We start from the raw sequence: 22,411 nt of genomic DNA, 5'->3' as shown, positions 1-22,411 counted from the left end.
GAGAACAATAAATAATGTTTATTAATAAGAATTTCACAAACCTACTATTTGGAAGATTTTTAATTAACCTGGGAGATAGCCTTTACTATATAACTATAATGTGGATGGTATTTGACCTAACAAATAATACATTATATACAGGAATTGCCGGTGCATTATTTTTGTTACCGGAAGTTTTTTCCTTCCTTTATGGTCCGGTAATTGACCGAGCTAACAAGAAAAACATCTTAGTGCTGTTTTCACTATTACAAGCTCTATTACTTTTCATTATATTATTCATTTATGCTAATCATCTATCCATTTATGCTATTTTATTAGTCTTACCCTTTTTGGCTTTTTTATCTGAATTTACTTATCCAATCGAAGGAACGTTAATACCAAAATTTGTAGAAAAAAAAGATTTAACTAAGGCAAATTCAATGATGTCAGTTGCTGCTAATGGGGTAGAGTTATTTTTTAATGCAATTTCTGGAATTTTAATTGCTGCAACCTCTATTTATACAATTTTAGTGGGAAATATTTCAATTTTTATCCTTGCAACTATCTTTTTTTCACTTTTAAAGATAAAGGGAAGTACAAAAACAGAGAAAGACCAAGGAGAATATACGTATTTTTCGGATTTAAAAATAGGTCTTAAGTTTGTTAGTAAAAGAGAAATATTAGAATTAATGATTCCATTTTTAATTCTAAATTTTTTGTTAGCAAGCCTCACCGTAAATTTACCAGCTATATCACAGGAAAGTTTTGAATCCGCTTCTTCGTATGGTATTTTACTTACAGCTTCTGGTCTAGGAAGTATGGTAGGAGCGATAGTTAGTGATTTCGTTAGTAAGAGAGTTAAATTTGGTGCAATTGTGATTGGTACTATAGTGCTTTATGGTGCTTTTTGGCTTATTGGGTTATCAATTGGAGGTCATTTTATTTACCTATTTGCATTTCTAGCCAGTATTTCAATAGGTGTAATAAATGTTATTTTTTCTGTGCTTTTTCAACAATTACCACCGGAAAATATGATTGGAAGAGTTGGAACTGCAATTAGTAGCCTTACCACATTATTTATGCCGTTAGGTGCGCTATTGGGAGGAATAGTTCCGCAGCTAATTGGTTCAAAACCTTATGTATCTGGGATAGCAATTTTTATCATGATTCTAGGAGTTTCCTTAGTTTTTGTGAAATCTATTCGAACCAAATCATATATAACAGAAAATTAACGCTTCTTCGTTTTTAAATTGAAAAATTAGTGTCTTTTCTTTTTTTATAATTGAATCCTGTCATTTCTGAGCTATGCACTTGGTTTTCTGTTATTATTAGTTCGTTTCGATATCAAAGTCTAATGTTGCCCAACTTTCACCCAGCGTACCCAATCAACTACATAGCTATATGTTCCATCTTTTTTTGCTGTTATCGAGATAATACGAGTTACTCTTGTTTATTGATCATCATTTAAAAAGTCATAGTTTCTATAATAGCCATAAGCTTTTTGAGTAAGTTGAGTTTTTGAAGAAATTTAATGAATGGTTATCTAGTAAATGCGCCAATTTCACTAATCAAGGTCTGGTTTGATACGATAAAGGAAGAGATTGGAGAAATCCGACTTCTGCAAATATCGCTAGAAGCTTATGCAGGAATCGGTGACACTGAAAAAACGGTTAAGGATGTATTTGGTGAGGCAAAAGACCTTAGCCGCCCCCAAGTATAAAAGTGAAATTATTTTTGGAGGAACTCGAAATAAAAATCTCAGTTTAGATCAAAAGAGAAAAAAAGTTCCGCCCGGCAACTATTGAAGCAAAAGAAAAGATTTTACAAAAAAGTAATGATATTCGTATTAAAATTATAACTTTCGGCGGGTGATGATGATGAAAATTGGGAATGTATATTTGAGAGTTGTTATTGAACGTTTTAAAAGTGTTAAAACCCTCGGAGATAAAACAATTGAACAGTTATCGGAACAAGATATCCATTGGACGTATAATCAGGAATCTAATAGTATTGCCGTCATCGTGAAACATTTAAGTGGCAATATGATTTCCAGGTGGACCGATTTCCTAACTTCCGATGGGGAAAAGGAAAATAGAAATCTTGATGAAGAATTTATTGATGACATCTCTTCAAAATCAGAGTTAATTAGTGTTTGGGAAAAAGGATGGGATGTTCTAATAGATACACTAACTGGTTTAAAAGAAGATGATCTATTAAAAACGATAAAAATTCGTGGTGAGAAGCATTTAGTTTTAGAAGCAATTGAGCGGCAAATGGCCCATTACGCGTATCATGTCGGACAGATTGTTTATATTGGAAAACAGCTAAAGAACAATGAATGGAAGACACTCAGCATACCAAGAGGGAAGTCTGAAGATTATCGAAAGGAAATGCTTGAAAGACACCGAGATAATTAAGTTAAGTTGAGTGTTCATTAACAAAGAAGAGGAATTTATGGAAAAAGGTTGAAAATGAAATTGAATCGTTAGCTAAATAAAAACATGCAAAAGATATGGATAATCTCATACCAAATGCGAAGATTGAAGGAACAAAGACGCTCCTCTTGAAACGTTCTTGTTCCCAAAGGGTTAACTGTTACTGAAATGTTTTTTACTTCTTAATTGAAATAATAACGATTACATTATTCACCATCTTGATGTCAATTTTCAATGGGTTCCGCTGACCAGAAAAGTGGAAGGTTCTTTTGCCATGTATGTATCCCGTTCGATTGTGAAACCTTTACCGAATCTTTTGGCAGTACTTTTTTGAATTTTATGTAATTTAGTGGATTCCATTAATGGGCAATGATGGTATCCCAATCAGAGACGAAATTGAATTGATAAAAATATTGAACTAACCGGTGCTTTATTGAAGATTTGGTTGTGGATTCGGACCAAACTTTATTCGTTTATCATATAAACAATAGGATAAGAGAAGAGGTCCTTTTCCAAACAAATGAGAGTATAACTCACTGAAACTACTTAACTGGAGAAAATCCACATTATGAAAGGCTTTGAAAAGATTTTTACCTAAAGGAAAGAGAAATATTTTAATTCACTATTAGTAAGGTAAACCAGATCATTTTCTGAAACGATCAACTTTTTAATTGAGAATTGTTATCAATTATAGTATATTTGTTAATAACACATTAATTAAGTAAGGAGATTATACGATGCAAATATACTGGACGAAAATAAATAAAATTATTGAGGAAACGCCTGAGGTGAAAACGTACCTGCTCGACGTTCCGGAAGATTTTACATGGGAGGAAGGGTCACACACGCATCTCGGACTGGAAGGTTTTAATGTTGGGGATAAACCAAATCGTAGTTTGGTCCGTCATATGTCCATTTCCACTTTACCACATGAAGGTGCAATTGGTATTACAACACGATTCAAGGAGCAGTGCTCTGAGTTTAAAACAATTTTAAGAAATCTTGAAGTTGGTAATGAAGTTGCCATATTTAAAACTCATTCAAATGTGCCGCTTAAAAGGGAAGATAAAAATGTTTACCTGTTGTCTTCGGGTGTCGGCTTGGCAACTTTCAGACCGCTTGTACTTGAATATTTCAACCGTGCTGACAATGTCAAACACATTTATTCCTTGAATATCGATTCAAAAAGAGACTTTTTATTTACAAATATTTTTACATCCGCTCATGACAAGAATTTCACGGCACAGTTCGTCGATAACCGTAAAGACTATTATGAAGAAGTGAAAAATCTTGCTGGAGACAAGGATGGGTTCTTCTATATTGTAGGTAGCGACGAGTTCCTTGTGCAGAACATTGAAGTACTTCGTGGGCAAGGCATTAAGCCAGAACAGATTATGCTTGATAAACGTGAAAAAGAACTACCTAAATTTTTCTCAGTTGATTTGTCAATTTGAACATCTCAGCTCATTCGGACTAGAACTTTTTGCTTTGTTTTAAATTGTTAATGGTCTTACTGTTAAAAAAGGGAGTAGCTTTTTATACCATCTTAACGGGCAGTAAGACCCCACGAGTTTACAAAGTAGGGGGTCGTGCTGCCCGCTTGCGTCCGAAATTATTAAGATTAGTACCCTAATTTTATTGTTCAATATTAGTTACGTAAAATTTTTTCCATTGATTTCCCTTTTGCTAACTCATCGATTAGCTTGTCTAAATAACGAATTTCTCGCATTGTTGGTTCCTCTATTTCCTCCACTCGAACGCCACAGATTACACCTTTAATTAAAGTTCGTGCAGGATTCAATTGCGGAGCTTCTGCAAAAAAGGTTTCAAAATCAGTCTGTTTTTCCAGATGTTCTTCTAACTGTTCCTGGCTATATCCTGTCAACCAACAAATAATTTCATTAACTTCTGACTTTGTACGACCTTTTTTCTCAGCTTTCGCAATATAATGGGGATACACACTTGCAACACTCATTGTATATATCTTATGTTTCGTCATGATTAATCCTCCCATAATACCATTTGTGAGAATATGAATTTGTTAAAAGTAAGTTCTTATAAAGAATATAACACATTTTAATCGAAAAAAATCATCTCGAAAAATAGTTCCTTTCCCCAATGTGACAAATGGGACGCAGAACCTGACCCCATGACCCAGAGATGCTCAAGTTTTAAATATTGAGCGACCAACTCTGGGACTGATCATTATTTTTTAACAGCAGAGATTTAATAAATTGTGTATAAGCGGAAAACACAGATTTACAAACTTCGAAATTATTACAATTGGTTCTTCCATTAGGAAGGATTTTTTGTTAACAATGTAGAATTATATCAAAGTACATGTATTTGAAAAATTATTCCCTTTTACACTTGTGAATTGGTCATCCTCCGACTACTGCGATCATTTTTCCCTTAATTTTTCCTTGTTCTTTTCACATCACATAAAAATTGATGGGAAGGTGTTACATGAGAAATTATTTTCAAAAATTTATTATTAGTAACGATGCCATTGTTTTTTGGGGAGATACAGTAAAGGTAATGAGTACTTTACAACCTGAAAGCGTCGATGTCATTTTTGCAGATCCCCCATACTTTTTATCAAATGGTGGCATATCAGTTAAATCTGGAAAAGTTGTAAGCGTGGATAAAGGGGAATGGGATAAAATTGGTTCCTATGAAGAAATGCATAAATTTAATTTTGCATGGATTCGTTTATGCAAAGAAATATTAAAAGAAGACGGAACGATATGGATTAGCGGCACCCATCATAACATATATTCAATTGGCACGATCCTAAAAGAGCTAGGTTTTCATGTTCTTAATCAAGTCATCTGGGTAAAAACCGATCCACCTCCTAATATAAGTAAACGAATGTTTACTTACAGCTACGAAAATATCATTTGGGCAAAGAAAAATAAATCGGTACCGCATACTTTTCATTATGAATTGATGAAAAAAATGAATAAAGGAAAACAAATGACAGATGTTTGGCATATTCCACATGTTCCTATGGAAGAAAAAACTTTCGGTTACCATCCTACTCAAAAGCCATTACAGCTTGTAGAAAGAATTGTAGTAGCATCGTCAAGTAAACATTCTCTTATATTAGATCCATTTTGCGGAAGTGGGACTACAGGTGTTGCTGCTTTGAAATATGGCAGAAGGTTTATTGGAATCGATAATAATTTAGACTATGTAAAAATTAGTTTTAGAAGAATAAATCATCTTTTTCCAGAATGATATAAAAATAGCATGCCTTTTTTGTATATTTATTCATAGAAATCTGCGTTATTCCTAATAAAACTTTTGACGATAATTGTCGTTAAATGTAACATATAAAATAAAGGATTTAAAATAGAGGGAGAAGAAGGTAATGGGAATAACGAAAAGCAGAGTAATACAGCCGTTTTTAAAATGGGCTGGAGGCAAACGACAATTACTCCCGGAAATACGGAAATATATCCCCAAAAGAATGGGTACTTATTATGAGCCCTTTTTAGGTGGCGGAGCGGTATTATTCGATTTACAACCCAAAAAAGCAGTAATTAATGATATAAATAGTGAATTAATCAATACTTATTTAGTCATAAAAAATAATGTTGACGAGTTAATTGAAGATTTAAGAAAACATGAGAACACTAGTGATTATTATTATAAAATTAGAGATTTGGACAGAGATAAAAATCGGTTTAGTAAATTATCTGATGTTGAAAAAGCATCAAGACTTATATATTTAAATAAGACTTGTTTCAATGGATTGTTCCGAGTGAATTCGCAAGGGCAGTTTAATGTTCCGTTTGGTCGATATAAAAATCCTAATATTGTCAATGAATTTGTATTAAGGGCTGTATCTCATTACTTAAATAATAATGAAGTGAAAATTTTAAATGGCGATTTTGCTGATGCTGTTTCTAGCGCAAAAAAGGGAGATTTTGTTTATTTTGACAGCCCTTATGATCCGGTTAGTGAAACAGCTTCCTTTACTGGATATACTTTAGGAGGTTTTAATAAAGATGAACAAATTAGGTTACGCGATTTGTTTGTAGATTTAGATAAGCGTGGGTGTAAGGTACTTTTAAGCAATTCAGCTACAGATTTTATCAAGGATTTATATAAGGATTATCACATTGAAATTGTTTCTGCAACAAGAAACATCAATTCAATAGCTACAAAGCGGGGAAAAATTGATGAGGTGCTGGTGATGAATTATGAGCAAAACTCTAAATGATGAAGCGTGGGAAATATTATTTGATAAATATAATATTTTGAATGAAATAGAGAAACATGGGTACTATGAAATCGATTCAAAAACAATAAATACAGTCCGGCAGGCAAGGCTAATGGCAAAATTTGATCACCATATTAACTTGCCTGCTATTTTTAAGCAACATTTTTTATCGATTCTACCTGTTTCTCGTTCTCGATATGTTATAGGAAAATTTGATGCCTATGAAAAACTTAAATATGATAAGAACTTAAAGCCTGTTGAGATGTATTTACCTGAAATGATCGAGACAATTGATCGAAATAATTTGTATAGTGAAAGTGTTGCATTAAATTGTGCATTTGCATCGGGAATGATCGACGATTTGTTTGGGGAAACAGCTATTCCTACAGTTTCCGGCAGGATGGGCTCTAGTATTTTTGAGTTTGATATTAGCAGTTTTCCTTTACTAACTTCATTTAGAAAACAGAGGGGTTTAAATGGAACAGGTAATTTCACGATTCAAGTGAATAATGCTCAATTAGAAATTGATGGTGGATACGAAACCGACAATGCCTTTATCATTATAGAAGCAAAAAATGAAGCTGTAAGTGATTTTTTAATACGTCAGCTTTATTACCCTTATCGTCTATGGCAAGACAAAATAAAAAAACCGGTTATTCCTACCTTTTTTACATTATCAAACGATGTATTTAGCTTTTTTATGTTCGAGTATGAAAATAAAAATCATTACAACTCACTTAAGTTAGTAAAACAGAAAAACTACATCCTTCAACATGAAAATATAACACTTGATGAAATATATGATATATTGAAGACGGAAAAAGTTGTCGAGGAACCAAAGATACCTTTTCCTCAAGCAAATTCCTTTTCTAGAGTTATTGATTTTTTAAGTGTACTTGTAGACAATGATGGTTCAATGGATAAAGAAAAGTTAGTCTCTACGACTACTTTTAATGTAGTCGTCAGTAGACAAATCGACTACTATACTGCAGCTGCAATTTATTTAGGATTGGCTCAGCGTGAACGAACCAATGGAAATACGATTTATTCATTGACCAAAAAAGGTCAATTAATAATGACAATGCCTTATAAACAAAAATACTTGGGTTTTGTAAGCTCTATTCTACAACATCGCATATTTAAAAGAGTGTTACATGCACAATTAAATAACGCAGGTATACCTATTAACAAAGACGAGATTGTCAAAATGATGAAAGAGGAAAATCTGTATGGAATAGATTCTGAAACTACATTTGTGAGAAGAGCTTCATCAATTCAAGCGTGGGTGGATTGGATACTTTCTTTGCATGAAGAGTATGAAGGGTAAGTTAAATTGAACAATGATAAATAAGGAAATCCTAGACGAGTACATAAGTTGATCATTAAAATTTTGTACTCTTTTTTTATGTTTGAAGAAACCGATTCTCAAGGATAATTTGGAGTAAAAAATGCTTTTTTTCATCGACGAAACTCACCCGTCTTTGGGACACGAAACTCAAGTAAAAAATTTTTAGCAACTTGACAGATTGAAGTACTAGACTGCTTTCTTAGCAAGGTTTAACCTTTACAATTTTTTAATAAACTTAATTGAAAGATTATATGAACATTCCTTATTTCGAACTTTTACTATTAAAAACTGTTCTTCATCTCTTTACTAAAGAAAATTATAGCGTTATAATAACAATTAAATCCAACTATATGGATAGGAATAATTGAACATAGAGGTGCAGCGATGAGATTGAAACGTTTATTCATGTTATTATCAATCGGTTTCATTATTATTTTTTTAGCTGCTTGTACATCCAGTGGAAAGGAAAATTCCCCCAGTACAATACAAGATAAAGCTAGCAGCGAAAAATCCGTTAATTTTGTAAACAAAGAAAACATTCCTACGATGGATCCAGCCCTTGCAACAGATGAATCTTCATTTGCATTCTTAAGAAGTACAATGGGTGGTTTGTATCGATTAAATTTAGATGGAAAACTTGTTCCAGAATTGGCGACAGATCATAAAGTCAGTGCAGATGGTTTAACTTGGACGTTTAAAATCCGTGAAAATGCCAAGTGGGAAAATGGTGACCCGATTACAGCAAATGACTTTGTTTATGCTTGGAGACGTGCCATTGATCCTGCGACTGGATCCGAATATGGTCCATACTTAATGAATAATGTTATCAAAAACGCCACTGCCATCAGCAATGGAGAAATGTCCCCCGATCAATTAGGTGTACGTGCGGAAGATGACTTTACATTAGTTGTAGAACTGGAAAACCCGACACCTTATTTTGAAAACTTAACTTCCTTTGGTACGCTATTCCCATTGAACCAAAAATTTGTAGAAGAACAAGGCGATAAATTTGCGACAAGTTCGGATACATTATTGGCAAGTGGTCCTTATAAATTAACAAACTGGACAAGTACTAGTGATTCATGGGAATTGGTAAAGAACGACAATTATTGGGATGCTGACACTGTACAGATGGATAAAATTCACTTTGATGTGTTGAAAGACCCACAAACGGCAGCCAACTTATATGAAGAAGGCAGTGTCGATCGCGTAAATTTAACTTCTGATTTGGTTGACCAATATTCCGGCAACGATGATTTTGTAACCATACCAAATACCTTTGTATATTTTATTAAATTCAATCAAAAAGCAAATGATGCATTGGCAAACAAGAATATTCGGGCTGCTATTAGTCGTGCATTTGACAAAGAAGCGATTGTTCATGAAATTTTAAATGATGGCTCGATTGCTGCAAACGGACTAGTTCCAACCGGATTTGTTTCCATGCCTGAGTCACGAGAAGATTTTCGTAAGGTAAGCGGTGATCTTGTTACTTTTGATAAAACAAAGGCCCAAGAGTATTGGAAAAAAGGTCTATCGGAAATTGGAAAAGATAAAGTTGAACTTGAGTTACTAGCAGATGATGATGAGGCAACGAAATCTATCGTTGAGTATATCGCCAACCAATTGGAAACAAACTTACCGGGATTGACAGTTACTATAAAACAAGTACCGAAAGAACAACGGCTTGACTTGGAAGACGCAGGCGATTACCAAATGGAAGTTTCCAGATGGGGTCCGGATTTTGAAGATCCATATACATTTATGAGTCTGTTCACAACGGATAGTGGTAATAATAAAATGGGTTACTCCAATGCGGAATATGATCAATTAATTTCGGAAACTTCAACAACGTTAGCAACAGACAATGAAGCACGTTATAAAAACTTTGTGAAAGCAGAAAAAATCTTATTTGATGATGCCGCCATTGCCCCAATTTATCAAAATGCACGGGCTGAACTCGTCAATCCGAAACTAACGGGTGTACCAAATAAACCGGTTGTTTCTGCTTATGAGTTTAAATGGTTGGATATTGAGGAATAAAAAAATAAAAATGCCTTCCCCGAATCGCTCGGTGGAAGGTTTTTTTATTTTTGCAGAAGAGAGAAACCTTTGCCCCAATGTCAAAAATTAGGTCAAGTACCTTTCCTCATTTTCCACTATAAGATTTTAACATTTAATTAGATATGATGACTACAAAACAACAAGAACCTTCTCTTAATGTCAAAAACTGGGATGATGAACCGGTTCGCGGCCGCTAGAGTAATGTAAAATTTCAATGAGGTTAGGTTACTTTCCTGACACCATACCTAATTAGTCTAATAGGTTTATCTCAACGTACCTGGACAAGTACACGTATTTCATTAATTTTTTATTGACTTAAAACCTATCCCCATTCCCCAATAATTTTGCTATAATGTACGTGTAAAATTATTTTAATCGGTGAAAAAATATAAAATTTAACTCAAAAGGGTGTTGAGTATATGATCTATCAACTAAAAATTACATTGAAATATATCAAACCTCCCATTTGGCGGAGAGTAGAAGTAAGAGATTCCATGACATTTTATGACTTACATAGGATTATCCAAAATTCCTTCGATTGGGAGGACTATCATTTACATTCCTTCGATATAAAAAGATCGGCTGGTACATCGACTAATCATTTAATTACAATTGGTCCAATGAATCAGGAAAAAAATCAAGTTTTTAGTTTTGGTTTTGGTTATGATTATGATGAGAAAAAAGTAATTTTAAAAGAAATATTTCAAAATGAAAAAGATCGTGTTTTGTACGTTTATGATTTCGGCGATAATTGGGAACATGACATTGTTTTAGAGAAAATAATTCCTGAAGAAAACGACATATTTTACCCCAGATGTACAAAAGTAATGCGATTGGCTCCTGAAGAAGATAGCCGTGGGGAGTCTATATTTGATGATGTTGTAATAAAAGAGATTGACGGAAAATCATTAATGAATGAAATCAATCAATCTTTAGCAAACGAATTTGAGAACTGGCTGCCGCAATCCTTTGAAAATTACGATGATGATTGGTCTGAATTACTCGATTTGGCAGAGGAATTTAAAAAACTACAACCATGGAAATGGATGGATGATGATCAGATTATTGTCGTCAAAGATCCCGAAACAGAGGAATTAATTTATTGCTCTGTAATGGGAGGGGCTGGGATGGAATTTGGTCTTGTCGCTTTTATTGGTGAAGAAGGTTATACATATTTGAACCGGCTTATGACAGGGAACATAAATGATGAAAAGGAATATTTTAAACAAAATAGTTTGACTTTAAATTTGGTTGATCGGGGCGAATTGGAGGATGAAGATTATCAACTTCTAAAAGAACATGGTCGGTCCTATCGTGGGAAAAATCAGTGGCCCATGTTTCGAAGTTTTAAACCGGGGTATTATCCATGGTTTCTGGATGGGGAAGAAGTTCAGTTGTTGTCGTTCATTTTAGATGAAGTTATCTTTGCTAGTCAATATACAAAGAATATGGATCAAGATAATCTTGCAGGAAGATCATATATGTTATACACCTTTGATAAAGAAGAATATGATGCTGCTTCAAATGATGTAACGAAAAAAGATGAAATTCCATTATATGTTAATGAACTCGAACTGCAGCATTTGAAACATTCGCTTAAAAGATGCAATACGCCGCTTGAATTTGATTGTGAATACATTAATTTTCCTACACAGGATGAACCAGATGAACGTCCGTATTTACCCACAGTCATCCTTTCAGTGGAGCGGAAAAATCAGTTGATTGTCTATTACAACATGATTGGAAAAGATGGCGATATTACTGAAACCGTTCAGAAAGAATTAGTTGAATTAGTGAAAAGAATAAAAGCAATTCCAAGAGAAATTTGGGTGAAAGAGGAGATGGCTAGGTTACTTAATCCAATTGCAAAAAAACTAAACATTCAACTTCTCCCTGTTCAACAATTACCATTACTCAATGCTGCACTAAAAGAAATGGAACAGATGATGCCGGAATGATTGAAGTTAAGGGTGTCGATAACAAGTAGAAATGGCAAAATTATCTTTCCTTTACCTACAACCACAGTGGATGTTACTGTGGTTGTTTAACTATGTGAATCGAATGTAAAAAATATCGGTGAAAACCGTAAGAAATGTTATAATATAAAAGATAATACCATTCAACAAATTTATATCAATTATAAATTTCTTAATGGTCAATTTTGGCTATGAGATTTATTCATAATCTTTTCCCAATCTGTTATCTAAATTATCCCTAAACGAAATTGATAATATAGTAATAAAGATGAAATATGATTATAAAGAGAGTTTATTTAGAAAGGGATGAATTGATTTGAATCATAAACGAATACTTCGACTACTTTGTTTATTTTTCCTCATTATCTTAACGGGGTGTAAAAGTGAAGACGCTCAACCATCAGATGTTTTTACAACTTATGTAAAATACTGGAGTAATCAAAATTTCACCAAGATGTACGAGATGCATACGCCGGAAGCAAAGAAAATAATGAAAAAAGATGAATTTGTTGAACGTTATAAAAAAATTTATGGTGATTTGGAAGTAAAGGATTTAAAAATTGATTTTGAAAAGCCAAAAGATAAAATTGATCCGGATGCAAAAACTGCCACCATCCCATTTAAAGTTACCATGAATACGTTAGCCGGTCCTGTAGAATTTGAACAAAAAGCCAAGCTTGTAAAAGTTGAAAAAGAAGATAAAGTGACTTGGCAAGTCAATTGGAATACAGGATTTATTTTTGCTGGAATGGAACCGGAAGATCGAGTCGGATTAAAGACGACAAAAGCAGCTCGAGGTGAAATTCTGGACAGGAATGGAAACGGATTAGCTATAAATGGAGGAGCTTATGAAGTTGGTATTATTCCGGGACAAATGGAAGGAAAAGATGGGGAGATTAAATCCCAGGTAGCCTCCATACTTGGCATATCTGTTGAATCCATTGACAAGGCTTTAAATGCGAGTTGGGTTCAACCTGACTATTTTGTACCAATAAAAAAGATTCCTAATACACAAACGGATGTAGTTACTCAACTGGAAAACATTCCTGCTGTAACAGTAAATAAAGTAGAATCAAGAGTCTATCCTTTAGGAGAAGCAGCAGCTCATTTAATTGGCTATGTTGATGGAGTAACGGCAGAGGATATTGAAAAAAATAAAGGATACGCACCGGGGGATATTATTGGAAAAAGGGGCTTGGAACAGCTCTTTGAAAAACAACTAAAAGGTGAAAATGGCGCTTCGATCTATTTAAAAAAACCGGATGGTACAACTGCAACAATAGCTGAAAAACCGGTGAAAAACGGGAAAAACATCCAATTAACAATAGACAGTACATTACAACAGGAGATTATGGCAAAATTTAACGGCAAAGCAGGAACATCCGTTGCGATGAACCCAAAAACGGGTGAAATGCTGGCGATGGTTTCAAGCCCATCATTTAATCCAAATGAATATATGTTTTTATCTTCAAGTCAAAGAAAAACAATAGAAGAAAATCCGTTACAGCCATTGTTAAATCGCTTCGTTTATCCGCAAACACCGGGTTCGGTAATGAAGCCTTTTACCGCCGCAATTGGCCTCGAAACGAATAAGATTACAGCTGATCAAACGAGGAATATCACGTCTAAACAATGGCAGAAAGATTCATCGTGGGGCGGTTATTTTGTCACTCGGGTAACCGACCCGGGGAGACCTGTGAATTTAAAGGATGCACTTGTATTTTCGGATAATATTTATTTCGCACAAACGGCATTGGATATTGGAGCGGATTCGTTTATCGACGGACTGAAAAAATTTGGGTTTGATGAAGAAATTCCTTTTACCTATCCGTTAAAAGCATCGCAAATTTCTAATGACGGCAAATTAAATGGTGATGTTTTATTAGCAGACTCCGGTTATGGTCAAGGCGAAGTCCAAACCAATGTCGTCCATTTGGCAGCTGGTTATACCGCTTTTATTAATGACGGGAATATGATCAAACCAATTTTAGTAAATGAGGATGAACCGTCTCAAGTTTGGAAAAAAAGTGTAATATCGACCAATACAGTAAAGACAATTGCTGAAGATTTACGCGAAGTTGTGGCCAACCCAAGAGGAACAGGACATCTTGCTAATATGGATGGTTTACCGCTCGCCGGAAAAACAGGAACTGCTGAAGTCGGTAAAACAACTCAAGGAGAACAAGCGCAGGAAAATGGCTGGTTTGTTGCCTATAATACCGATACACAAGATTTACTTGTCGCCATGATGATGGAAAGTATCCAAGGAGAAGGAAAAATTGTGGTAAATGCGGTAAAAGAGATATTTGAGAGCTATAAAAAATAAAACTGTCCATCTGGGCAGTTTTATTTTTTTAAGATGATTTAATATTTATCATAGGTCAAAGTTACTGAAAAACTGATATACTAGAATTTTGCATCCTAAAGACGTCCGGTGGGTTTTCAATTATGTCGCCAAAAAAAGGAGTTTTTCGTCCAAAGTCGGTGACGAGATTGAGTTTCGTCGTCAAAAAAGGGAGTATTTCGCCTCGAAATGTTGAGGAGAATAGGTCTCGTCGCCAAAAAATGAAGTTTTTCGCCTCAAAACGATGACGAGAAAGGGTCTCGTCGCCAAAAAAGGGAGTTTTTCGACTCAAAATGGTGACGAGAAAGGGTCTCGTCGCCAAAAAAGAGCGTTTTCGGCTTCAAAATGACGACGAGAATAGGTCTCGTCGTCAAAAAAGGGAGTTTTTCGACTCAAAATGGTGACGAGAATAGGTCTCGTCGCCAAAAAAGAGAGTTTTTCGACTCAAAATGGTGACGAGAATAGGTCTCGTCGCCAAAAAAGAGCGTTTTCGGCTTCAAAATGACGACGAGAATAGGTCTCGTCGTCAAAAAATGAAGTTTATCGGCTCAAAATGACGACGAGAAAGGGTCTCGTCGCCAAAAAATGAAGTTTTTCGACTCAAAATGATGACGAGAAAGGGTCTCGTCGCCAAAAAATGAAGTTTTTCGCCTCAAAACGATGACGAGAAAGGGTCTCGTCGCCAAAAAAGGGAGTTTTTTGCCTCAAAATGGTGACGAGAATAGGTCCCGTCATCAAAAAATGAAGTTTCTCGGCTCAAAATGACGACGAGAATAGCTTTCGTCGCCCAAAAAGGGAGTATTTCGCCTCAAAACGATGACGAGAAAGGGTCTCGTTGATTTGATTGGTTTTCTAAGATGCGAAACTTAAGGATATTATCTTTGAATTAGTCGAGAACACTTGTGACTTTAATAATAAGAGGTTCTGATTTTACTACATCCTAATTACCCGAAATTTGATTAGCAATAATTTGGAAAATAAGAGCAACAGTAACCACACGTAATAACGGTTTTATTAAGTTTGGTTTTAACTTTTCAGCAATGCGAACACCTACTTGGGCACCGCTTATAGAACCAAGTAATAAACAAATGGTATATGACCAAATGATATGTCCCGTCGTAATATATGTTACAGCTGCCCCAAAACAGCTTGAAAACGTAGCAAGTCTGCTATATGCAATCGCCCTCAAGTATGAAATTTTTAAATAACCAAATAAATAAAGTTGCAAAGTCCCCTGACCAGGACCAAATAAGCCGTCATAAATACCAATGGAGTATAATCCAGGTAAACTAATTTTGTTTATCGTCAATTTTTGATCTCCTTGAAATTGGTCTTTACCCAAAAAGGATGAAATAAATGCAAAGATGAGTAAAAAGATTGCAATAATAAATAAATATTTCGATGAAAGAATAGAAGCGATTATCCCTCCGCTAATACCGCCTATAACACTAATAGGGATTACCCAAAAAGACTCTTTTATTGAAATTTGTCCGTGTTTGAATAAATATAAGAAACTAGAAAACGCGCTAACTGTATTGGATACTTTATTTGCACCAATAGCTGAGTGGATGGGACTTCCTAAAAGCAGCATGATAGGTAAACTAATTAATCCTCCACCTCCTGCTAAAGTTCCCAAAGTGGTTGCGACCATACCTGTAAAGAATAAAGCGATGTATTCCAACTAAACCACCTCCTCTATATAGTGTATTTCATGACAATCAATAAGGAAAATTAAAGTTTATTATTGATTTCGATAAATAAAAGTAATTAAAATTAAACAAAAAGGAATCGATTAGACCATAACTAACACTTTTTTACACTAAATGCAAATGTGTTTTCTACAAGTATAGGGAAAATTCGGCTATATTTGTAATAGATAGAATATAAGTTTTATTTCAATGATTTTGGCGAAACTCACCTTTCTACAACCAAAGATAAAAAAGTTTTGATAGAAATTATTAATCCTTTTTACGTTATAATCTACCATATTTGACCTTCCTTCAAATTCAAACAATCTTTATATCATTCATTTCGAGAGGTTACATTATTCAAAAAGAGAGAAAGTTATAAAAAAATAATTGCAATCGAACCAAATTCAAGCGATAATAAGATTCATAGATATTTTTGGCAGAAAAATGGTGGTGGAAATTTCATGAAAGTCGTAAAATTTGGCGGGACTTCTGTTTCGTCGGCTGAGCAGATAAAAAAAGTTTTCCAAATTGTTACAGCAGATCCTGAGCGAAAAATTGTTGTCGTCTCAGCACCCGGAAAAAGAAAAAAGGATGATATAAAAGTTACAGATTTGCTGATAAAATGCGGGGAAGAATATTGTAAAACGGGAAATGGGAAAGAAGCTTTTCTGGCAGTCGTTGATCGTTATGCAGAAATTGCTCACAAACTGGGGGTATCCGAGCATATTATTGATCGGATCGCCGCTGATTTACAAGAAATTTTACATGGGGATCGATCAAATGCTTCTCGGTTTATGGATGCAGTAAAGGCAAGTGGAGAGGATAACAGTGCTAAGTTGATTGCCGCTTATTTTCAATCCTGTGGCGTGGAAGCACACTATGTAAATCCGAAAGAAGCAGGTTTGTTTTTAACTGATGAACCGGGAAATGCCCAAGTGCTCCCTGAAGCATATGAACAATTGAAAAAACTTCGTGACAGACCCGGAATTTTGATATTTCCAGGGTTTTTCGGTTATTCAAAAACAGGTGAAATTGTTACTTTTTCTCGCGGGGGCTCAGACATAACGGGTTCAATCTTGGCCAGTGCCGTTGGAGCAACGGTTTATGAAAATTTCACGGATGTCGATGCCGTCTATACCGTTAATCCGAATTTTGTTAACAACCCGAAAGAAATTCATGAAATTACTTACAAAGAAATGCGAGAGTTATCTTACGGCGGTTTTGGCGTATTCCATGATGAGGCACTTATTCCTGTATTTCGCGCCGGTGTTTCGGTTAATATAAAAAATACAAATAACCCAAATCATCCGGGAACGAAAATTGTCCATCATCGGAATAACCAGAACGGTCCGGTTGTAGGAATAGCCAGTGATACCGGTTTTAGTAATATCTATGTAAATAAATATTTAATGAATAGAGAGATTGGTTTCGGTCGGCGTCTTCTGCAAATTTTGGAAGATTTCCATTTGTCATATGAACATACGCCATCCGGAATTGATGATATTTCTATTATTTTACGGCAAAATCAACTGGATTTAGCAACGGAAAGACAAGTTCTAGAGCGGATAAAGACTGAATTACATGCCGATGAAGTACATATTGAACATGATTTAGCAATGATTATGATAGTCGGTGAAGGAATGAGGCAAGCGATCGGAACAATGTCTCGAGCTGCTGCAGCCTTTGCAAGAAGCGGAGTAAATATTTTAATGATCAACCAAGGTTCATCAGAAGTAAGCATGATGTTCGGTGTGAAAGCAGCTGATGAGAGGAAAGCAGTACAAGCATTATATGAAGAGTTTTTTAACTAAAAGTCTGGTTTGACCAGGCTTTTTTTCTGTGGAAAGCAAAATGACCATTCCATTTGGTCATGTTAAATGTAAGTCAATTTATCTAGTGGAGGAAGATTGTAGAAAATAAAGATAAACAAGTTTTTAATAATGATAATGAGATTAAAAACAATACAAGATCGTCTATTAAATTAAAAAGTAGAGTTTGAATTTATTTAACAAGACTTGCTTGTTGAATTTTAACAAAAATAATAGAATGGAAAATCAATTGAAATATAATTGTAATATTATAGTAAATAGATTGAAACTAGACTCGTGTAGAATAAAAGACAGAAATCGACTTAATAAGTAAAGGTGGTTATAATCTTGAAGAAGCCGCTTACAGCACTGAGCGCAACAATTGTACTTGGAATCTCTTTTTCATCGGTACCAACATATACATATGCAGAAACAAGTAATTCAATTCAAAGCAAAATTATACAAAATCAGACAGAAAAGGCAAAAATAAATGAACAGATTGCCAGATTAGAACAAACGATTGCAGAGAATCAAAAAATAATGGAAGAAACAACAGAGAAAATTGCGGCCACTCAAGCAAAAATAGAACAGCTACAAGCTGAAAAAGCAGCCATTCAGGAACAAATGGCGAAACGGGAAGAACAAATTAAGAATCGGCTTCGTGTTATGCAAGCTGGTGGCGGACCATTAGGATATTTGGAAGTTTTGCTCGGTGCTACTGACTTTGAGGATTTCATCAGTCGTGCAAGTGCTATTTCAACATTAACAAAAGCAGATCAAGATTTAATTGCAAAACAAGAAGAAGATAAAAAAGCGATTGAGGAAACTGAAAAAGCTGCACAAGATGAATTAAACAAACTTAATGATATGAAAGAAGAACTGGCAGGTATGCAAAGTCAGATCGCTGAGCAAAAATCCCAAGCGGAATCTATTAAACAACAATTAGCAACAGAGGGAGAACAACTTTTGGCACAGAAACTCGCTGCTGAACAAGCTGCGCAACAAGCGGCTCTTCAAGCGGCAGTTACAGCAAGTACAAATAATTCAACAAATAATACAAGTAGTAAAACAGCAGTTGCTAAAGGAAATAAACCATCCAGTTCTTCATTTGTTCCAACGGTAAGCGGCGGAAATGCAATAAATACTGTAATTTCTGCCGGTAAACAATTTCTTGGTAATTCTAGTTATGGATTCGGTAAAGCAGATCCTGTAAATGGCGTTTTTGATTGTTCCGGATTTGTTAATTGGGCCTTTGCTCAAGCCGGTATTTCTGTTGGACGTTCAACAGGAGTACTCGTTGGACAAGGTACGAAAGTTGCCCCGAGTGACATGCGTCCGGGAGATCTTGTATTCTTTAATACAGATGGCAGAACCAATGGTCATGTTGGTATTTATTTGGGAAATGGACAATTTATCGGTTCCCAAACCAGTTACGGTGTTAGAATAGAAAATATGACAAGCGGCTACTGGGCTAATGCATTTAATGGAAATGTAAGAAGAATCATCAATTAAAATAGTAAACATTATTAAGGTCGACCGATTGTTAATTGGTCGGCTATTTTTTTCTTTTATAATAAAATTTTGGAAATAGTATATAATGATTACAACATATTTTACTTTTTTAATAGGGGGTATACTAATGAAGTTTCTTGTCGTTGGAGCAGGGGCAGTTGGCGGCTATTTTGGGGGACGTTTACTGGAAAAAGGGGCAGATGTCACATTTTTAGTAAGAGAAGGAAGAATGCGCAACTTAAAGGAGAAAGGGCTGGTTATTCATAGTGACTATGGGAATGCCACATTATCACCAAAAACAGTTATTACAGGTGAAGAAGTTGAATCATATGATGTCATCCTTTTATCAACAAAAGCTTATCAACTAGACAATGCAATAGACGACGTTCGTCCATATGTGGGGGAAAACACAATGGTTATTCCGTTACTAAATGGAATGGCTCATTATAACAAACTGGATGAACAATTCGGTAGAGAAAAGGTAATTGGTGGTCTATGTTACATTGAAGCCACACTGGATAGCGAGGGGGCAGTTATTCAGAAAGGTCCGTTACATATGCTTGTATATGGTGAACGATCCGGGCAAGAATCTGAGAGAATCATAAAATTAGCTGATGCGTTAAAAGGAACAAAGGCGGATTTTCAATTAAGCTCGACCATTATTGAAGATCTTTGGCATAAATATTTATTTATTGCTACCATGTCGGGAATTACTACTTTAATGAGAGCTCCGATCGGTCCAATTTGTAACCATCCGAGTGGAATGGAGACAATTAAACAATTAACAAAAGAAATAATCGATGTTATGAATGTTGCAGGAGCACCAATATCCAATGAATTAGAGACGATTCAGATGGAAAAGATTGCAAACTTAGCGCCTGAAATGAAATCGTCCATGCAACGAGATATGGAAAAAGGGCTCCCTGTAGAAGCGGATCACTTGCACGGCTATCTGTTAGAAATCGCCAAGACAGCCGATCTTCCCGTACCCGTTTTAGAGTCCGTCTATGCGAATCTAAAAATATATGAGCGTTCACGGTAAAACTTCAGCGTAAGTTTTTCTAGAAAAATATAGTTTTAACATACAATTGCAAAAAGCATAAGTAGGGACATATCAGACTGTCCGAGGCCGCTGAAAAAGGGTAAACATGATATTGAAAACACTTTCCGGACAGGATATCCGTTTGGTTTACTGGGTTTACCCCTTGTAAATTGTGCAAGCAAACTTATCGAATAATTTTTCAGTGGCTTCAGACTGTCCTTACTTTCATTTAATAAATAAACGCCATTACATCTTCAATAATTCTCTTACTGCATAGGTAAATCCATTTTCATCATTGGTTTTAGTGATTATATCTGCCTCTTTTTGGACTTCAAGCGGTGCATTGGCCATAGCGATTGCTGTTGTTGCCACTTTAAATTGTTCCACATCATTCCCACCGTCACCAAAGGCATAAATTTCATCAAACGAAATCTTCATATGTTTTTGATATCGTAATAGCGCTGTTCCTTTATTTGCCTCAACCGATGTAAACTCAATATTGTCTGGGTGCGAGGATGCAACAGACAGTGCTAATTTCCCTGCAACAGTTTTTTTTGCAAGATCAATTGTTTCAATTTGATCAGGTCGAGTAACAGCCATTACTTTATAGATTTTCAAATTGTCTTTTTCAAAAATTTGATCATAATTATAATTTGCGAACATGGACTCGATTTCTTCCCAGCTTTTCCCTTGAATGTCCGGATTACGGAATGGAAAACCGCCTTGATTCGTATATACCATAATACCGAGACCGAGCTCGCCTAAAAGCGAAAATAATTTTTTATACGTTGAAATTGGTATCGAGGCTTCAAATAGAATATCACGATTTTCAGAATAGATAACCGTTCCATTAATACTGATGATAGGAAGATTAAGTTTTCCAATCTCCTCAAATTTAAGAACATCCTCAATTGCCCGGCCTGAATTAATAATTACATAATGTCCTTGCTCATGCAGATATTTTAAAGTTGCAAAATTTTCCTCTGGTATTTCACGGGTTGAATTTAATAGAGTACCATCCAAATCAATTGAAAAACATTTCATCGTCGCAAATCCTTTCTTTTTTAGCTCTTTTCCAAAATGTGGTGTATTTTGAATAAAATCATAACTTCATATTTGTCACACAGGTTTGATCATCTTCAAATGTGGAAATTTCTGATTGGGCATTTTTCTCATCTTTCGTAATGGTTATCGTAAATGTTTCATTTCGGGGCAGCCAAAGATCGATAAATCCGTTTGCATGTGTTTTCATTTTTTTATCGACAATAACGTTGCCCTCTGTATTCTCAATAAAAACATGAAATTCTTCGTTAGCCAGTTCACCGCGGCAGCCTGTCAAACTATGGATTTCACACGGATGGGTTTGGTGGATGTACGGCGCAATGGAAACAAAAAATTCATCTTTGGGAAGATCGTATGTCACTTGATTGGAATTTTTATCTGTCACAATTAGTTGCTGTGAGGTTATCGATGCTGAACCGTTTTTCAAATTACCGACACTGTAGTCATGGACTAATTGTTTAATATCCCCGCTCTGATTTTTTATCGTTGTATTTTTTTCATTATTTATGTTTTTATCCAAATTAATAGAAACGAAAAATGATATTAATACTATTCCGAGGATACCGGAAAGCCATATGATTTTATTCTTCATGGTGCCTCACCCTTCTATAGAATCTTGATAATTTAAATGTAAAACAAGTTAATCAATAATGCAATGAGTAAAACATTAACTGATTCCAGAAAATGGGAATGATAATTTCTATTTTTTAGCAGTTAATCATTGACAAACGGCTATAATTTGTTATAATAAAAAACAAAATGTTTATAATATTGATACGTTTAAAATAGATGGGGAATGATCATGGAACAATTAATACAGGCAAGAAGAGTTGGCAAATTTTATAGCTTTTTTGGCTTCTTCTGGGGCTTTTATTTTAGCGCCGGCTTTTTGTATTGCACAAAATGAATAGTTTTCACTGAT

The 22,411-nt window shown here is 34.9% G+C and carries 17 protein-coding genes; 13 read left to right on the top strand and 4 right to left on the bottom strand.

Annotated elements, in window-relative coordinates:
- The first annotated feature begins 14 nt into the window (after nucleotides 1-14).
- From NSQ14_RS09630 to NSQ14_RS09615, 4 genes are all read left to right on the top strand, one after another.
- Entirely contained in the window at nucleotides 15-1,211 is a 1,197-nt protein-coding gene (locus tag NSQ14_RS09630; RefSeq protein ID WP_072012680.1) for an MFS transporter, read from the top strand.
- A gap of 299 nt (nucleotides 1,212-1,510) precedes the next feature.
- The gene (locus tag NSQ14_RS09625) at nucleotides 1,511-1,699 is read left to right on the top strand and encodes a hypothetical protein (RefSeq protein ID WP_034770383.1); all 189 of its coding nucleotides are present in this window, start codon (nucleotides 1,511-1,513) and stop codon (nucleotides 1,697-1,699) included.
- Nucleotides 1,700-1,856: 157 nt separating this feature from the next.
- Nucleotides 1,857-2,396 carry a DUF1572 domain-containing protein gene (locus NSQ14_RS09620; RefSeq protein ID WP_034770380.1) on the top strand — a complete coding sequence of 180 codons (540 nt, stop codon included), beginning with the start codon at nucleotides 1,857-1,859 and terminating at the stop codon, nucleotides 2,394-2,396.
- Nucleotides 2,397-3,151: 755 nt separating this feature from the next.
- Nucleotides 3,152-3,868, top strand: coding sequence for a bifunctional nitric oxide dioxygenase/dihydropteridine reductase 2 (locus NSQ14_RS09615; protein WP_034770379.1), 717 nt, complete (start codon nucleotides 3,152-3,154; stop codon nucleotides 3,866-3,868).
- Between the two features lie 194 nt (nucleotides 3,869-4,062).
- Here NSQ14_RS09615 and NSQ14_RS09610 read toward each other — a convergent pair whose 3' ends face one another.
- Nucleotides 4,063-4,413 carry a DUF2200 domain-containing protein gene (locus NSQ14_RS09610; protein ID WP_346216282.1) on the bottom strand — a complete coding sequence of 117 codons (351 nt, stop codon included), beginning with the start codon at nucleotides 4,411-4,413 and terminating at the stop codon, nucleotides 4,063-4,065.
- Between the two features lie 467 nt (nucleotides 4,414-4,880).
- Between NSQ14_RS09610 and NSQ14_RS09605 the strand changes: the two genes are divergently transcribed.
- The 6 genes from NSQ14_RS09605 to NSQ14_RS09580 all read left to right on the top strand — a co-directional run bounded on the left by NSQ14_RS09605 (nucleotide 4,881) and on the right by NSQ14_RS09580 (nucleotide 14,356).
- Nucleotides 4,881-5,654, top strand: coding sequence for a site-specific DNA-methyltransferase (locus tag NSQ14_RS09605; protein ID WP_346216281.1), 774 nt, complete (start codon nucleotides 4,881-4,883; stop codon nucleotides 5,652-5,654).
- A gap of 133 nt (nucleotides 5,655-5,787) precedes the next feature.
- A complete protein-coding gene (locus NSQ14_RS09600) occupies nucleotides 5,788-6,642 on the top strand; it encodes a DNA adenine methylase (protein WP_200889704.1) in 855 nt (284 codons plus the stop codon).
- Complete coding sequence (locus NSQ14_RS09595) at nucleotides 6,623-7,969, top strand: type II restriction enzyme (protein ID WP_041846103.1); 1,347 nt, start codon at nucleotides 6,623-6,625, stop codon at nucleotides 7,967-7,969. The genes NSQ14_RS09600 and NSQ14_RS09595 overlap by 20 nt, the downstream gene beginning before the upstream one ends.
- 405 nt (nucleotides 7,970-8,374) lie before the next feature.
- The gene (locus tag NSQ14_RS09590; protein ID WP_328187212.1) at nucleotides 8,375-10,033 is read left to right on the top strand and encodes a peptide ABC transporter substrate-binding protein; all 1,659 of its coding nucleotides are present in this window, start codon (nucleotides 8,375-8,377) and stop codon (nucleotides 10,031-10,033) included.
- Between the two features lie 440 nt (nucleotides 10,034-10,473).
- Nucleotides 10,474-12,012, top strand: coding sequence for a plasmid pRiA4b ORF-3 family protein (locus tag NSQ14_RS09585; protein ID WP_270577082.1), 1,539 nt, complete (start codon nucleotides 10,474-10,476; stop codon nucleotides 12,010-12,012).
- Between the two features lie 334 nt (nucleotides 12,013-12,346).
- Nucleotides 12,347-14,356: a penicillin-binding transpeptidase domain-containing protein gene (locus tag NSQ14_RS09580; RefSeq protein ID WP_346216280.1), complete on the top strand. Its 2,010-nt coding sequence runs from the start codon at nucleotides 12,347-12,349 to the stop codon at nucleotides 14,354-14,356.
- Nucleotides 14,357-15,314: 958 nt separating this feature from the next.
- Here NSQ14_RS09580 and NSQ14_RS09575 read toward each other — a convergent pair.
- Complete coding sequence (locus NSQ14_RS09575; protein WP_346216279.1) at nucleotides 15,315-16,055, bottom strand: sulfite exporter TauE/SafE family protein; 741 nt, start codon at nucleotides 16,053-16,055, stop codon at nucleotides 15,315-15,317.
- Nucleotides 16,056-16,526: 471 nt separating this feature from the next.
- Here NSQ14_RS09575 and NSQ14_RS09570 point away from each other — a divergent pair, with 471 nt between their 5' ends.
- The 3 genes from NSQ14_RS09570 (at nucleotide 16,527) to panE (ending at nucleotide 20,427) form a co-directional block, all read left to right on the top strand.
- Complete coding sequence (locus NSQ14_RS09570; RefSeq protein WP_346216278.1) at nucleotides 16,527-17,876, top strand: aspartate kinase; 1,350 nt, start codon at nucleotides 16,527-16,529, stop codon at nucleotides 17,874-17,876.
- Between the two features lie 345 nt (nucleotides 17,877-18,221).
- Nucleotides 18,222-19,385, top strand: coding sequence for a C40 family peptidase (locus NSQ14_RS09565; protein WP_041846108.1), 1,164 nt, complete (start codon nucleotides 18,222-18,224; stop codon nucleotides 19,383-19,385).
- A 127-nt stretch (nucleotides 19,386-19,512) separates the two neighbouring features.
- Nucleotides 19,513-20,427 (top strand): 2-dehydropantoate 2-reductase, encoded by a 915-nt coding sequence (gene panE / locus NSQ14_RS09560; RefSeq protein ID WP_346216277.1) that lies wholly within the window; start codon nucleotides 19,513-19,515, stop codon nucleotides 20,425-20,427.
- 246 nt (nucleotides 20,428-20,673) lie between these two features.
- Here panE and NSQ14_RS09555 read toward each other — a convergent pair whose 3' ends face one another.
- A complete protein-coding gene (locus tag NSQ14_RS09555; protein WP_346216276.1) occupies nucleotides 20,674-21,471 on the bottom strand; it encodes an HAD family hydrolase in 798 nt (265 codons plus the stop codon).
- Between the two features lie 58 nt (nucleotides 21,472-21,529).
- Nucleotides 21,530-22,081, bottom strand: coding sequence for a CueP family metal-binding protein (locus NSQ14_RS09550; protein ID WP_346216275.1), 552 nt, complete (start codon nucleotides 22,079-22,081; stop codon nucleotides 21,530-21,532).
- Between the last annotated feature and the right edge of the window lie 330 nt (nucleotides 22,082-22,411).

Source organism: Caldifermentibacillus hisashii (assembly GCF_039654145.1).
GTDB classification, from domain to species: domain Bacteria; phylum Bacillota; class Bacilli; order Bacillales; family Caldibacillaceae; genus Caldifermentibacillus; species Caldifermentibacillus hisashii.
This window is presented reverse-complemented; position numbering and strand designations above follow the sequence as displayed.

Coding starts and splice junctions, on each gene's coding strand:
- NSQ14_RS09610 (WP_346216282.1), bottom strand. CDS start 4,413: ATGACGAAACATAAGATATATACAATGAGTGTTGCAAGTGTGTATCCC.
- NSQ14_RS09605 (WP_346216281.1), top strand. CDS start 4,881: ATGAGAAATTATTTTCAAAAATTTATTATTAGTAACGATGCCATTGTT.
- NSQ14_RS09615 (WP_034770379.1), top strand. CDS start 3,152: ATGCAAATATACTGGACGAAAATAAATAAAATTATTGAGGAAACGCCT.
- NSQ14_RS09625 (WP_034770383.1), top strand. CDS start 1,511: ATGAATGGTTATCTAGTAAATGCGCCAATTTCACTAATCAAGGTCTGG.
- NSQ14_RS09550 (WP_346216275.1), bottom strand. CDS start 22,081: ATGAAGAATAAAATCATATGGCTTTCCGGTATCCTCGGAATAGTATTA.
- NSQ14_RS09630 (WP_072012680.1), top strand. CDS start 15: ATGTTTATTAATAAGAATTTCACAAACCTACTATTTGGAAGATTTTTA.
- NSQ14_RS09585 (WP_270577082.1), top strand. CDS start 10,474: ATGATCTATCAACTAAAAATTACATTGAAATATATCAAACCTCCCATT.
- NSQ14_RS09595 (WP_041846103.1), top strand. CDS start 6,623: ATGAGCAAAACTCTAAATGATGAAGCGTGGGAAATATTATTTGATAAA.
- NSQ14_RS09620 (WP_034770380.1), top strand. CDS start 1,857: ATGAAAATTGGGAATGTATATTTGAGAGTTGTTATTGAACGTTTTAAA.
- NSQ14_RS09555 (WP_346216276.1), bottom strand. CDS start 21,471: ATGAAATGTTTTTCAATTGATTTGGATGGTACTCTATTAAATTCAACC.
- NSQ14_RS09590 (WP_328187212.1), top strand. CDS start 8,375: ATGAGATTGAAACGTTTATTCATGTTATTATCAATCGGTTTCATTATT.
- NSQ14_RS09570 (WP_346216278.1), top strand. CDS start 16,527: ATGAAAGTCGTAAAATTTGGCGGGACTTCTGTTTCGTCGGCTGAGCAG.
- panE (WP_346216277.1), top strand. CDS start 19,513: ATGAAGTTTCTTGTCGTTGGAGCAGGGGCAGTTGGCGGCTATTTTGGG.
- NSQ14_RS09600 (WP_200889704.1), top strand. CDS start 5,788: ATGGGAATAACGAAAAGCAGAGTAATACAGCCGTTTTTAAAATGGGCT.